Source organism: Paracoccus saliphilus (assembly GCF_028553805.1).
GTDB lineage: Bacteria > Pseudomonadota > Alphaproteobacteria > Rhodobacterales > Rhodobacteraceae > Paracoccus > Paracoccus saliphilus.
On record NZ_CP067140.1, the window covers coordinates 664,547 to 677,973 of the forward strand.

The window sequence follows — 13,427 nt, forward strand, 5'->3', positions numbered from 1 at the left end:
TACTAGCGGCATTGAACGCATCGGACACCCCACCGCAGGTTGATTTTGCGGCGAGGGAGGTTTCCGCGCCACAATAACTGCCTTGGGGGGCCGGGAACTTCATCAGCCCTGCGGTTCGGCGGATGCGCTGCTGGCGGGCACCGCGCATCCGTTATGGGTTTTACCCCGGGCTGTCAGCGAGGCGGACATCGGGAATTCCTCGCCCGACATGCTGTCGGTGCAATTGGCGCCGCGGAAGCTGACCTTGAAGACTAGCCCGTCCATCGTGCCGACATATTCGACACCTTGGGCGAAGGTCAGACGGCTGACATTGATCTTGCGGCCGCTCTGGTTTCCGGGGGTCTTGTAGAGGGCGGTATTGCCGCTGACTTCCACGCTCCAGAAGGGCTCGTTTCCACGGGCGACGAAGGCCGTGGTGTTCAACGTCTCGGCATTGGCGTTGACTGCCGGCTTTGCCTCGGCCGTGCCCGTTTCGATCGGGACTTCCAGAGGGGAAACCGCGGGCGGGCGAGGTTTTGCGGGCTCTTCGGATTGGGGTTCCTCGGATTCCATGCCGATACCCTGCCGCAGATCGGCCATTGCGGCCTCGTCACAGGCGGCGAGCGGCAAACTCATCAAGGCAAGGAGGGCGAAACGCGGATTCATGGGCTTTGGCCTCTGTTCGAGTGGATCACTGTCCTTGCAAGCGTTAACAATCGCTGGCCCTCAGGGCAAGCGCTAGGCCCGTCAATTCGCGAATCGTTGCCGGATTGACTCAGCAGTTCGGAACATTGACGGCCAGCCCGCCAAGCGAGGTTTCCTTGTATTTCTCGCTCATGTCCTGGCCGGTCTGCCGCATTGTCTCGATCGCCGAGTCCAGCGGGACAAGGTGGCTGCCATCGCCGCGCATGGAAAGGCTGGCGGCGCTGACCGCTTTGATTGCGCCCAGCCCGTTGCGTTCGATGCAGGGCACCTGCACCAACCCCTTCACCGGGTCGCAGGTCATGCCGAGATGATGCTCCAGCGCGATTTCGGCGGCATTCTCTATCTGCTTCGGGGTGCCGCCCAGCACTGCAGCCAGTCCCGCCGCCGCCATGGCTGCGGCTGAGCCCACCTCGGCCTGGCATCCGCATTCGGCGCCCGAGATCGAGGCATTATGCTTTACCAGTCCGCCGATGGCAGCGGCGGTCAGCAGGAACTCGGGCAGTTCCCGTTCGCTCGCGCCGGGCACATGATCCAGCCAATAGCGGATCACGGCGGGAACCACCCCTGCCGCGCCATTGGTCGGCGCGGTGACGACCTGGCCCCCGGCGGCGTTTTCCTCGTTCACCGCCATCGCATAGGTGGACATCCAGTCATTGATGATATGCGGCGCGGTCAGGTTCATGCCGCGCTCGGCCAAGAGCTTCTCGTGGATCGCACGGGCGCGGCGGCGCACGCTCAGCCCGCCGGGCAGGATGCCCTCCGAGGACAGCCCCCGGTCCATGCAATCGCGCATCACCTGCCAGATCCGGTTCAGCCCGTCGCGCAATTCGGCCTCGCTGCGGAAAACCAGTTCGTTGGCGCGTTTCATCTGTGCGATGGATTTGCCCGATTCTTCCGCCATCGCCAGCATCTCGGCGGCGCTGGTGAACGGGTAGGGTACTTTCGGACCCGCATCACTGCGATCCTCTTGACCCTTTCGGGCCAATTCCTCTTCGGTCAACACGAAGCCGCCGCCGACCGAGTAATAGACCTGGCGAAAGATCACGTCGCCCTGCGCATCCGTGGCCGATAGCGTCATGCCATTGGCATGGCCGGGCAGGGCATTCTCGAAATCGAAGCGCAGGTCGCTGTCCGGGTCGAACTGCAGCTCGCCCAGGCCCTCGGGCATCAGGGCCCGGCTTTCGCGATTCGCGGCCAGCGCCGCTTCGGCGGCCTCTGCGTCGATGGTATCGGGCACGAATCCCGCCAGCCCAAGGATCGTGGCGCGGTCGGTCGCGTGGCCTTTCCCGGTGAAGGCGAGGCTGCCATGCAAGCTCGCTTTCAGCCCATGCGCGTGGAAAGGCTGTTCGCGCAGGGCCGCAAGGAACCGCGCCCCGGCGACCATCGGCCCCATCGTATGCGACGAGGACGGGCCGACGCCCACCTTGAAAAGATCGAATACCGACAGGAACATGATGCCCTCTTTCTGACTATGTCCTATGTAATCAGGACTGCGTCGGAACTACCATGACGGATGCGACGGTCAGGCCTGCAAATTGCGACATGGTATCGCAATTCATCTGCCTATATTATAGGCATTAAGCGTGAAATTTAAGCAGCTCCCGCCGTCCTCGCATCAGGCCGGTCGGGGCTGGCGGTCCCGCTCTTGCAGGTGAACCGTGGCAAGCCGAAGGAACGAGACATGCAACTGCCCGAACCGATCATGATTGGCGATACGCGACTTGGGCCGCCGGTCTTCCTGGCGCCGATGGCGGGGATCACCGATCTGCCCTTCCGGCGGGCGGTTGCACGTCACGGAGCCGGGCTGCTGGTCAGCGAGATGGTCGCCTCGACCGAGATGGTCACGCCCCGTCCCTCGACGCGGGCGGCGGTGCGCGCCAAGGCACTGACCGAGGGGCGGCTGCCCGTCTCGGTCCAGATTGCCGGACGCGAGGCCGGGGCGATGGCCGAGACCGCCCGAATCGTCGAGGGCATGGGCGCACGGATCATCGACATCAACATGGGCTGCCCGGCCAAGAAGGTGACGGGCGGGCTGTCGGGTGCGGCACTGATGCGCGATCTCGATCACGCACTTGGGTTGATCGAGGCGGTGGTCGGCGCGGTCCGGGTGCCGGTCACGCTGAAGATGCGGCTTGGTTGGGACGAGCATTCCCTCAACGCCGCTGAACTGGCGCGACGGGCCAGCGATGCCGGGGTGCGGATGCTGACCGTGCATGGCCGCACGCGGGCGCAGTTCTACAAGGGTCAAGCCGACTGGACGAAGATTGCCGAGGTTGCGAACCTGCCGGGCCGTCCGCCGCTGGTCGCCAATGGCGACGTGGTATGCGCGGCATCGGCGCAGGCCGCTCTGGATGCCTCGGGGGCAGATGCGGTGATGGTCGGACGCGGCGCGCAGGGTGCGCCGTGGCGGTTGGCCGAGATCGCCCACCGGCTCTGGGGCACGCCCGCACCGGCCATTCCGCAAGGAGCCGCGCTGGCCGAGGCGGTGGAAGAGCATTACGAGGATATTCTGGATTTCTACGGTGCCGAGCTGGGGCTGCGCGTGGCCCGCAAGCATCTGGGCTGGTATGCCGAAGCGAATGGCGCACCGATGCGGGCCGAGATGCTGCGCGCCGACAGCCCTGCCGCGACCATCGCCCTGATCCGCCACGCCTTTGCCGAGGCGCAGGGTTCAGACACGGAAAAGGCCGCCGCATGACCTGTCCGCCTCCGGCCGATTTCCGCGAAGCGAAACCCGGCCCGGGCTGGCTGCAATTGCCTCTGCCGGCGCTGATCCTTGACGAGAAGGGCCGGGTGGGGGCGATGAATGACGCCGCAGAGATCTGGCTGAACCTCTCGCGCAATTCAACGGTCGGAAGGCCGCTGGACAGCGATGACATGGTAAAGCGGCTGCGGATACTTCCCTCGCTCGGGCCGCTTTTCAACCGTGTTACCCGCGACGATGAGGCGCTCTACCAGCCCGGCGTGCAGTTCGAGATCGGCGACCGGGCAGGCGGGCACCAGACCCGCCGCGCCTCGGTTCATGCAGGACCGGCCGAGGGGATCGACGGCGCCGCCTCGATCCTGATCGTGCCCGAGGATGATGGCGGAATGCTGTATCAAAGCCGCGCCGTCCGCTCGGCAGCGCGCAGCGCCATTGGCATGTCGGAAATGCTCGCGCATGAGATAAAGAACCCGCTGGCGGGCATTCGCGGCGCGGCGCAGCTGATGGCGATGAACGCCCCGCCCGAGGACCGCGAGATGGCCGAGATGATCGTCAGCGAATCCCGCCGGATCGTTTCGCTGCTGGAACAGGTGGAGCGTTTCGGCGACACTTCCGCGCCCAGGCTTGCACCGGTAAACGTGCATGACGTACTCGAGCAGGTTCGGCGCTCTGCTACTGTCGGTTTTGCCAAGGAAGTCAGCATCATCACCGATTACGACCCTTCGCTGCCCCATGCGCTGGCCGATGCGGATCAACTCGTGCAGGTCTGCCTGAACCTCGTGAAGAACGCCGCCGAGGCGTTGACGGATCGGCCCGACGGCACGATCCGGCTGCGCAGCAGCTATGACCACAGCCTGCGCCTGCCGCCCGACGACACATGGCCCAAGGGCCGTGCGCTCCCCCTGCAGATCGAGATCGAGGACAACGGACCGGGCCTGCCCTCCGCGATCGCCGAGCAGGTGTTCGAGCCCTTCGTGTCGGGGCGCGAGAATGGCACCGGGTTGGGGCTGGCGCTGGTCAGCAAGATCGTGACCGATCACGGCGCGCTGATCCGCGTGGACAGTCGCCCCGGCCGCACCCTTTTTCGAATTTCACTGCCCAAGGCATAAGGACCTACTCCCATGGACGGAACCGTTCTGATCGCCGATGACGACCGCACTATCCGCACCGTGCTGACGCAGGCACTGACCCGCGCGGGGTGTCGGGTGCATGCCACCGGCAGCCTTTCGCAACTGTCGAAATGGGTCGAGGAGGGGCGCGGCGATCTCGTCATCACCGATGTGATGATGCCCGACGGTAACGGCATCGACCAGATCCCTGCGATCCGGCAGGCGCGTCCCGATCTGCCGGTCATCGTGATCTCGGCGCAGAATACCATCGTCACCGCGATCCGCGCGACCGAGGCGGCGGCCTTCGAATATCTGCCCAAGCCTTTCGACCTGCCTGACCTGATGGCCAAGGCGGGGCAGGCGCTGTCCCGGCGACCCCGCAAATCCGATCTCGCGCCCGAACCGTCGCCCCTGCGCCACAGCACCGATCCGGCCATGCCGCTGATCGGTCACGCGCCCGCCATGCAGGCGTTGTTCAGGATGGTGGCGCGGGTGCTCAACGCCGATCTGCCAGTGCTGATCGCGGGCGAGCCCGGCACCGGGAAATCGATCATCGCGCGCAGCTTTCACGATCTGTCCGACCGAAGCGAGCGGGGCGTCGTCGTGCTGACCTCTGCCGATGCGGGCGAGGAGGTGTTCGCCCGCGTTGCCGACAAGACCCGGGGCGGCACGATCATCATCGAGAACCCCGCGGGGTTCGACCAGGCTGCCCAGGCCCGCCTGATCGGGCTCATCGAAGCGCTGGAAGCCGAATCCGAACGCACCCAACTGCCCCGGATCGTCAGCACCACCGGTCCCGATCCGCAGGCCGACATGGCGGCGGGCCGGTTGCGCTCGGATCTCTATTATCGGCTGGCGGGGGTGACGGTCTCGGTGCCGCCCCTGCGCGCCCGCGTGGACGATATCCTGCCCCTGGCAGAGCATTTGCTGGCCCGCGCCGCCACGCAGGGGCTGCCCGAACGCGGCCTGACCGAGGATGCGGCGGGATTGCTGCGCGCCTATGCTTTCCCCGGCAATGTGCGAGAGTTGGAAAACCTGATGCGGCGGCTGGCGTTGACCGCCAGCGGCCCAGAGGTTTCCGCCACCGAAATGCGCGAGGCATTGAGCCAGCAGGGCGGCACGCGCGCAGCCGGTGGAGGAGGCACGACAACCACGGAGAGTGGAAGCAATGGAACCGCCCCCATCGCCAATGCGCGGCTGTCGGACACCGTCGAGGCGCATTTGCAACGCTATTTCGACCTGCATGGCGATGAATTGCCGCCACCCGGCCTTTATGACCGCATCCTGCACGAGATCGAACGCCCGCTTCTGGAGGTTGCGCTGGATGCGACCGGCGGAAATCAGCTGAAATGTGCCGATCTATTGGGAATCAACCGCAATACGCTGCGCAAAAAACTGACAGAGCTGAATATCGAGGTGACACGGCGCCGCAAACTGATGTAAAACCGCCACAGGTAAGCGCGCCAGAGTCACGGCGCTGCAACAGTGAGGCCGCGAAAGACGGCGAGTGGGGGTTATGGCAGGGTCCGTATCTGGGCTGAGTTGGGACAGGCTGGCGAACATCCGGTTGGGACGGCAATGGCGTGGCGTGCTGACTTGGGGGCTGCTGATCGCGGGCGCGCTGCTGATGGTGGCCACGCTCAGCGTTCTGGGCCCGTTGAGCCTGGGCGTGCAGAGTCAGGCGCTGCGCATGGTCCTGTTGCTCGATCTGTTTTACCTGATCGTGCTGATCGCGCTGGTGCTTGCCCGGATGGCCCGGCTGATCTCGGCGCGGCGGCACTCGGATGCCGGATCGCGGCTGCATCGTCGGCTGGTGATGATCTTTGCGGGGCTGGCGCTGGTGCCGACCGTGCTGGTCGCCCTGTTCGCGGGGGTTCTGGTCAATATCGGTCTCGAGGGCTGGTTCTCCGACCGGGTGCAGCAGGTCGTCACCAACTCGCAGGCCGCCGCCGAGGCCTATCAGGAAGAACACCGCCATGACCTGACCGAAGATGCTCGCGCCCTGGCCGGCGTGTTGACGCAGGCGGGCCGCGCCAATCCCCTGATCGGCGATGGCGAGATGCGCCAGCTTCTGGTGCAGGGGCAGGCGCTGATCCAGCGGGGGCTGCGCGAAGCCTATGTCATCGACGGCACCGGCACGATCCGGTCGCGCGGTGAGCGCAGCTATCTCTTCTGGTATGAGGAACCTAGTAGCGAACAGTTGGACCAGGCGCAGTCCGATGGGCTGGTCCTGATCGAGGATTGGGACAATAACGAATTCCGGGCACTGGTCGCCCTGCCGCCGCTGGCTGACCGTTATCTCTATGTCACCCGCGACGTGGACGGCAACCTGCTGGGGCTGCTGGACGATACAAGGGCCACCGTCGGCGATTATCGCCAGCTGGAGCAGACCCGCGGGCAGGTGCTGTTCGAATTCTCGCTGGTCTATCTGGGCTTCGCCCTGCTGCTTGTTGCGGCGGCGATGTGGATGGGGCTCTGGTTCGCCAGTCGCCTGTCGCGGCCGATCGGTCTTCTGGCCGAGGCCAGCGAACAGGTCGGGCGCGGCAATCTCGACCTGCAGATCCCCGAGCCCGATACCGGCGACGAGATCCAGACGCTCGGGCAAAGTTTCAACCGCATGACCCGCCAGCTCAAGACGCAGCGCGAGGAACTGGTCGAAAGCTATCGTGCCTCGGACGAGCAGCGGCGGCTTTTCGACAACGTGCTGACCTCGGTGACCTCGGGCGTGATCGGTCTGGATGCGCAGGGCGGGATCGATTTCCTCAACCGCTCGGCCATCCGCCTTTTGGGGCTGGAGCCGGGGCGGGATATCGATGCCCCCCTGTCCGATGCCGTGCCCGAATTCGCGGCACTTTTCCAACGTCTGTCCGCATCGGTCGCGGAAACCGTGCAGGATGAAATCCGCCTGACCCGTGATGGCCAGATGGAAAGCCTGCTGGTGCGGATGGCGGTGCGGCGCAATACCGATGGCGAGCTCGAGGGATACGTGGTTGCCTTCGACGACGTGACCGAACTGGTCAGCGCGCAGCGCATGGCCGCATGGGGCGATGTCGCCCGCCGGGTCGCGCATGAGATCAAGAACCCGCTCACCCCGATCCAGCTTTCCGCCGAACGGCTGCGGCGCAAGTTCACGCCCCTTGCAGGACCGGAAGACAAGGCCTCGCTGGATCAATATGTCGAGGTGATCATCCGCCAGACCGGCGATCTGCGCCGGATCGTCGATGAATTCAGCCGCTTCGCCCGGATGCCCGAGCCCGACCGGGCCGAGATCGACCTCGCCGAATTGCTGCGCGCCTCGGTCTTCCTTCAGCAGGACGCGCTGAAAGGCGCGCTCGAGGCCGATATCCCCGACCAGCCGGTGATCGTCGATTGCGACGAGGGCATGTTGCGGCAGGCTTTCACCAATCTTCTGAAGAACGCGGGCGAAGCCGTAGAGGAACGCGCCGGGAACGCGCCCGAAGGCTGGGCGCCGCGCGTTTCGGTCACGATGGAGACGGACCACGACAGCGTGACGATCCGCATCACCGATAACGGCCCGGGCCTGCCCGCCGACCGCTCGCGGCTGTTCGAACCCTATGTGACGCTCAAGACGCAGGGCACCGGGCTCGGCCTGCCCATCGTCAAGAAGATCGTCGAGGAGCATGGCGGCAGCCTTTCCCTGACCGATGCGCCGGACCGCGACGGCGCAATGGCCGAGATCCGTCTACCGCGGGAACGCAACCCCGTGCGCGGGACACAACGAAGAACCAGGCAAGAGAGAGACGAGGCAGGAACGACATGACTGATATTCTGATCGTCGATGACGAACGCGACATCCGCGAATTGATCGCGGACATCCTGAAGGACGAGGGTTTCCAGACCCGGCTGGCCGCCGATTCCGATCAGGCGATGGCGGCGCTGAACGAACAGGAACCCGCGCTGATGGTGCTGGATATCTGGCTCAAGGACAGCCGGATGGACGGGATCGACATCCTCAAGCAGGTCAAGCACAACAATCCCGAGGTGCCGGTGATCATCATCTCCGGCCACGGCAATATCGAGATCGCCGTCGCCGCGATCAAGCAGGGCGCCTATGACTTCATCGAGAAGCCCTTCAATATCGACCAGCTCATGGTGGTCATCAATCGCGCGATGGAAGCCAGCCAGCTACGGCGCGAAAATAACAGCCTGAAGCGCGGCGAGATCCGGCTGGCCGAGATGATCGGCCACTCGGCGGCCTTCAAGCGGCTGCGCGAAAATCTCGACAAGGTGGCCAAGTCGAATGGCCGGGTCATGCTGGCGGGCGAACCGGGCGCGGGCAAGGAACTCGCCGCCCGATATGTCCACGCCCACAGCCCCCGCGAGACGGCGCCCTTCGTGACCGTCTCCTGCGCCGGGGTCGAGCCCGAACGGATGGAAGAGGTGCTCTTCGGCCGGGAATCCCCGGAACGCGGGATCGAGCCGGGGCTTCTCGAACAGGCGCATGGCGGGGTGATCTATTTCGACGAGGTCGGCGACATGCCACTTGGCACCCAGCCCAAGATCCTGCGGGTGCTGACCGAGCAGCAATTCACCCGCGCAGGGGGCTCGGACAAGGTTCGGGTCGATCTGCGGGTGATCTCCTCGACCAATCGCGACCTGCCCGCCGAGATCGCCGCCGGCCGTTTCCGCCAGGAACTCTATGACCGGCTGAACGTGGTGCCGGTCGTGGTCCCCCCGCTTTCCGAGCGGCGCGAGGATATCGGCCCGCTGGCGCAGCATTTCATCGAGCAATTCAACAAGACTCAGGGCCTTGTTGCCCGCGAATTGCCCGACGACACCATCGCGGCGCTGCAGGCCATGCGCTGGCCGGGCAATATCCGGCAGTTGCGCAACGTGATCGAGCGGGTCCTGATCCTCGCCGAGGAGAGCGGCCCGATCAAGCCCTCGGAACTGGAGCCTCAGGGCGCGACCCCCGATAACAGCGACGCCCTCAGCCTTGGCCCGCAGGTGACGGCCATGGCGCTGCGTGAGGCCCGCGAGATGTTCGAGCGCGAATACCTGCTGGCCCAGATCAACCGTTTCGGCGGCAATATCAGCCGCACCGCGCAATTCGTGGGCATGGAGCGCAGCGCCCTGCACCGCAAGCTGAAATCCCTCGGCGTCGTCGGCGGAATGCGCACGGAGGAAGAGGTGATCAGCGGGAAGTGATCGGGAGATCGGGGACGCATATTCGCCACCGGACAAAAACGTCTCGGCTTGCTGGGGGATTGGCCCAAGTGACGGGAATGACGGCTAGATGTTAACCATATGAAATTTTCTGTCTTTTATATTCTATCTGAATCATTATAAACTGATTAACGTAGGGTACTTTCTCGAGTCAATCTTCAAAAGAGCTTTCAGATATGAGCAAATTTTACTTAGGCTTTGACAACCAGGGCCAAGGCGGGCTGGGCCAAACAGACCCCGGTGGTGGTGCCATCAACGAATTCGATGCCGTGGCAGATGTCGGGTCGGATTCAAGCACGGACTCGACAGCGACCCAAGCTGATTATTCGAATGGGATGACCTACAACTCGGATACCGATCAGTGGATTCTCGCTGTCAGTGGTCAGGCATTTTATATCTATGACAGCTTGGCTGATGTAGAAGCGAACAATGTCGCTGACACAGTGGTCATGAACGCTGGCCTGAATTACAACAATGGCTTCACCTATAACTCGGATACCGGGACATATTTCGCCGCTTACAGCGCCTCCGGAGTCGGAGAAATAGTCGAGTTCGCAACTCTCGAGGATATGGCGAACTTCACCAACCCGCTTCAAAATGTGGAAATGAATGGACCCGACTGGGACAACGGTATTGAATATGATTCCGTGAATAATCTCTGGTGCGGCGCATTCAGTGGTGGAACTACGGTGCCCGGAGGGGTTTCAGCTTTCTCATCGCTAGCTGATCTTGCAACCGCATCAAATCCGGTCTCGACAACTCGATATTCAAGCAATGTGACAGATTATGAAATGGGATTGGCCATTGTCCCCTGTTTCACGTCCGGCACCCTGATCGAGACGCCAACCGGACCCGTTGCGGTAGAAAATCTTTCGAAAGGCGATCTTGTTCTGACCTGCGACAACGGTCCGCAGCCCGTTCGCTGGACAGGTTCGCGAAAACTGACCGCGCAGGATCTGGAGACATCTCCCAATCTGCGTCCCATCCGCATCCACGCCTCGGCGCTTGGCAAGAACCTTCCGGAACAAGATTTGACGGTATCCCCGCAGCATCGGGTGCTTGTGCGCTCGAAGATTGCGCAACGGATGTTCAGCGCCGATGAGGTTCTGGTGGCCGCCAAGCATCTTCTGGAAATCGATGGTATCGAGATCGCGGAGGACGTCACGCAGGTGGAATATTTCCATATCCTCTTCGACCGGCACGAGGTGGTCTTTTCGAACGGGGCGGAAACCGAAAGCCTTTATACTGGCCCTCAGGCTCTGAAATCGTTCGGCCAAGCCGCGCGAGACGAGATCTTTACTCTGTTCCCGGAACTGCGGGAACAGGATTCAGTGGATGGCAGGCAATCTGCGCGTGCCCTGATCTCGGGACGCATGGGGCGGCAGCTTGCCCTACGGCATAACAAGAACCACCACGAGCTTGTAGAACCAATGTAAAATCGCGAAACAGGGTCCGTTTCCGGCAATTCTGGAAACTTTTTCTAGGCGGCAAGGGCCCTGGAACCGCCAGCTTGCCCAATGCAAGCAAACGACTTCCCCCTCACGACTCATCATCCCATTTCAATCCCCGCGCCTCCATCATTCCCCGCAACATCGCCCGCTTTTCCGCGTCAGGCATCCGGGCATCCGCCTCGTTCATCGGCACGCCGGGTCCGTCCCTGAACTCGCCCGGCCCGAAAACCTCGTCGGCCTGCTGCTGGAGATCGCCCCATTTCGGGCGTGGCCCGTCATGGCCCTTCACCTCGCGACGCTTCATGTAATCCATGGTCTCGCCGCCGTTGATCAGCCCGGCCAGCCGGGCATGCATCCAGACCGACAGGACCTGGTTGACCTTTGACTGCCAGTTGGTGCCCATCGACCGGAAGAAGCGGACGATATCCTCGTCCAGCCGCAGCGTGACCCGCGTCTTGCCGGGCAGCCCCTTTTCGCGCGCGATCTGGTGCCATTCCGCGGGGATACGCAATTCCGTCATCAGCCGCTGATGCAGATCCCATTCCAGCATCCGCATGGCATCGGCCATGTAGTGATAATTGGTATTCCGTTGTGCCTCGGCCCTGGTCATCGCCATCGGATTCGCCTCCTTCTCGCTTGCGGGGGAGTTTGCTATCGATTCGTTAACATGGCGCAAATGCAGCGTGCGTTGCCGGTGTACGCGCTGTGCACGCCCTGTGTACGGGCTGTGCACGGGCCGTGCAGCGTCAAACCCGGCAATTACTGGCCCGGCGGCGGGTGTGTTGCACCGCTGTGCCGATGCAACGCGCGCTGCTGTTGCGGCATGTCGGGGCGCTGTCTCCGGTTGCGTCCTCGGCCGGGGCGGCATAGGCATGAATGAACCGGATTGCTGCGGCTGGATGAGGGCTGGCATGAAAATCATCATTTGTGGCGCAGGTCAGGTCGGCTGGCAGATCGGCCGCCATCTGTCGGGCGAACGGAACGATGTTACCATCATCGACAACAAGGCAGAGCTGATCCGCCGTGCGACAGATGCGCTGGATGTTCAAGGAGTTACCGGGTTCGCCAGTCATCCGGACGTGCTTGACCGGGCCGGTGCGCGCGATGCCGACCTGATCATCGCGGCGACCTATTCCGACGAGGTGAACATGGTCACCTGCCAGGTCGCCCATTCGGTCTTCCAGGTCCCGCGCAAGATCGCCCGGCTGCGCTCCAGCGCCTATCTGGACGCGATATATTCCGATCTCTACCGCACCGACCATCTGCCCATCGACGTGGTCATCAGTCCCGAACGCGAGGTCGCCAAGGCTGCCCTGCAGCGCCTTGACGCGCCCTCGACCTTCGATGTCGAGACCTTTCTTGACGGAAGGATGCAACTCCTTGGAATCGTTCTGGAAGATGACTGTCCAGCGCTGAATACCCCGCTTCGTCAGCTGAACGAGATCTTCTCCAGCCTGCGTGCAATCGTCGCCGGCGTGCGCCGCGACCGAAAGCTCTTCGCGCCGGATGCCGGCGACCAGCTTTTCGCCGGTGACCAGATCTATGTCTTCTCACATATCGACGACGTGGCCCGCACCTTGGAGATATTCGGAAAACCTGCGCAAAAACAGGAGCGTGTGGCGATCATCGGTGCCGGGAATGTCGGTCTGTCCGTGGCCCGCGCCCTTGAGGCCCGGCCCGACCGCATCCGCGCGAAGGTCATCGAACTTGACCGCGCGCGTGCCGAATATGCCGCCGACCGGCTGGAACGCACCATTGTCCTGCATGGCGACGGTCTGTCGGCCGAGCTACTCGAAGAGGCTTCCGTGCCAATCACCGATGCGGTCCTGGCGGTGACGGATGACGACAAGACCAACATCCTCGCCTCGATCCGTGCCAAGCAGGCGGGCACCAAGATGGCCATCGCGCTGATCAACGATCCTACGCTGGTGCCGCTGATGGGGGCGCTGGATATCGACGCCTATATCAACCCGCGCAGTACCACGGTCTCGACGATCCTGCGCCATATCCGGCACGGCCGGGTCCGCGACATCTATTCCATCGGCGATGCCGAGGCCGAAGTGATGGAGGCGCAGGTGCTGTCCACCTCGCCCATGTCGGGCCGGGCGATCCGCGATATTGAATTCCCCGAAGGCGTCCTGATCGGAGCGGTGCAAAAGGGCGACAGAATCGTCAAACCCTCGTCGGACACGCGGATCGAAGAGGGCGACATCGTGCTGATCTTTGCCCTGACCCATGACGTGCCCGAGGTCGAGCGCCTGTTGCAGGTCTCGATCGACTTTTTCTGAGGGC

Annotated in this window: 10 protein-coding genes; 7 read left to right on the forward strand and 3 right to left on the reverse strand. The window is 63.4% G+C overall.

The window, feature by feature from the left end; translation table 11 throughout:
• Positions 1–102: 102 nt before the first annotated feature.
• Positions 103–645 (reverse strand): COG3650 family protein, encoded by a 543-nt coding sequence (locus JHX88_RS03125; protein ID WP_076527388.1) that lies wholly within the window; start codon positions 643–645, stop codon positions 103–105.
• 109 nt (positions 646–754) lie between these two features.
• Positions 755–2,137: an L-serine ammonia-lyase gene (locus JHX88_RS03130; protein ID WP_076527389.1), complete on the reverse strand. Its 1,383-nt coding sequence runs from the start codon at positions 2,135–2,137 to the stop codon at positions 755–757.
• A 228-nt stretch (positions 2,138–2,365) separates the two neighbouring features.
• On the opposite strand from JHX88_RS03130, the gene dusB reads away from it, so the two are divergent.
• The 6 genes from dusB (at position 2,366) to JHX88_RS03160 (ending at position 11,120) form a co-directional block, all read left to right on the forward strand.
• Positions 2,366–3,382 carry a tRNA dihydrouridine synthase DusB gene (gene dusB / locus JHX88_RS03135; protein WP_076527390.1) on the forward strand — a complete coding sequence of 339 codons (1,017 nt, stop codon included), beginning with the start codon at positions 2,366–2,368 and terminating at the stop codon, positions 3,380–3,382.
• Positions 3,379–4,497: a two-component system sensor histidine kinase NtrB gene (locus tag JHX88_RS03140; protein ID WP_076527391.1), complete on the forward strand. Its 1,119-nt coding sequence runs from the start codon at positions 3,379–3,381 to the stop codon at positions 4,495–4,497. Before dusB ends, JHX88_RS03140 begins: the two co-directional genes overlap by 4 nt.
• A gap of 12 nt (positions 4,498–4,509) precedes the next feature.
• Positions 4,510–5,940, forward strand: coding sequence for a response regulator (locus JHX88_RS03145; RefSeq protein WP_076527392.1), 1,431 nt, complete (start codon positions 4,510–4,512; stop codon positions 5,938–5,940).
• Positions 5,941–6,013: 73 nt separating this feature from the next.
• Positions 6,014–8,278, forward strand: a complete 2,265-nt coding sequence (locus tag JHX88_RS03150) for a sensor histidine kinase NtrY-like (RefSeq protein ID WP_076527393.1) — start codon at positions 6,014–6,016, stop codon at positions 8,276–8,278.
• Positions 8,275–9,666, forward strand: coding sequence for a nitrogen assimilation response regulator NtrX (ntrX, locus tag JHX88_RS03155; protein ID WP_076527394.1), 1,392 nt, complete (start codon positions 8,275–8,277; stop codon positions 9,664–9,666). The genes JHX88_RS03150 and ntrX overlap by 4 nt, the downstream gene beginning before the upstream one ends.
• A gap of 194 nt (positions 9,667–9,860) precedes the next feature.
• Positions 9,861–11,120 carry a Hint domain-containing protein gene (locus JHX88_RS03160; RefSeq protein ID WP_272848172.1) on the forward strand — a complete coding sequence of 420 codons (1,260 nt, stop codon included), beginning with the start codon at positions 9,861–9,863 and terminating at the stop codon, positions 11,118–11,120.
• A gap of 103 nt (positions 11,121–11,223) precedes the next feature.
• Here the strand turns inward: JHX88_RS03160 and JHX88_RS03165 are convergent, their stop codons facing one another.
• A complete protein-coding gene (locus JHX88_RS03165; protein WP_076527395.1) occupies positions 11,224–11,751 on the reverse strand; it encodes a BrnA antitoxin family protein in 528 nt (175 codons plus the stop codon).
• A 295-nt stretch (positions 11,752–12,046) separates the two neighbouring features.
• On the opposite strand from JHX88_RS03165, the gene trkA reads away from it, so the two are divergent.
• Positions 12,047–13,423 carry a Trk system potassium transporter TrkA gene (gene trkA / locus JHX88_RS03170; RefSeq protein ID WP_076527396.1) on the forward strand — a complete coding sequence of 459 codons (1,377 nt, stop codon included), beginning with the start codon at positions 12,047–12,049 and terminating at the stop codon, positions 13,421–13,423.
• The last annotated feature ends 4 nt before the right edge of the window (positions 13,424–13,427 follow it).

Bases quoted from the DNA above. Each gene is read 5' to 3' on its own strand.
- JHX88_RS03125 (WP_076527388.1), bottom strand. From the start codon at position 645: ATGAATCCGCGTTTCGCCCTCCTTGCCTTGATGAGTTTGCCGCTCGCC.
- JHX88_RS03130 (WP_076527389.1), bottom strand. From the start codon at position 2,137: ATGTTCCTGTCGGTATTCGATCTTTTCAAGGTGGGCGTCGGCCCGTCC.
- dusB (WP_076527390.1), top strand. From the start codon at position 2,366: ATGCAACTGCCCGAACCGATCATGATTGGCGATACGCGACTTGGGCCG.
- JHX88_RS03140 (WP_076527391.1), top strand. From the start codon at position 3,379: ATGACCTGTCCGCCTCCGGCCGATTTCCGCGAAGCGAAACCCGGCCCG.
- JHX88_RS03145 (WP_076527392.1), top strand. From the start codon at position 4,510: ATGGACGGAACCGTTCTGATCGCCGATGACGACCGCACTATCCGCACC.
- JHX88_RS03150 (WP_076527393.1), top strand. From the start codon at position 6,014: ATGGCAGGGTCCGTATCTGGGCTGAGTTGGGACAGGCTGGCGAACATC.
- ntrX (WP_076527394.1), top strand. From the start codon at position 8,275: ATGACTGATATTCTGATCGTCGATGACGAACGCGACATCCGCGAATTG.
- JHX88_RS03160 (WP_272848172.1), top strand. From the start codon at position 9,861: ATGAGCAAATTTTACTTAGGCTTTGACAACCAGGGCCAAGGCGGGCTG.
- JHX88_RS03165 (WP_076527395.1), bottom strand. From the start codon at position 11,751: ATGGCGATGACCAGGGCCGAGGCACAACGGAATACCAATTATCACTAC.
- trkA (WP_076527396.1), top strand. From the start codon at position 12,047: ATGAAAATCATCATTTGTGGCGCAGGTCAGGTCGGCTGGCAGATCGGC.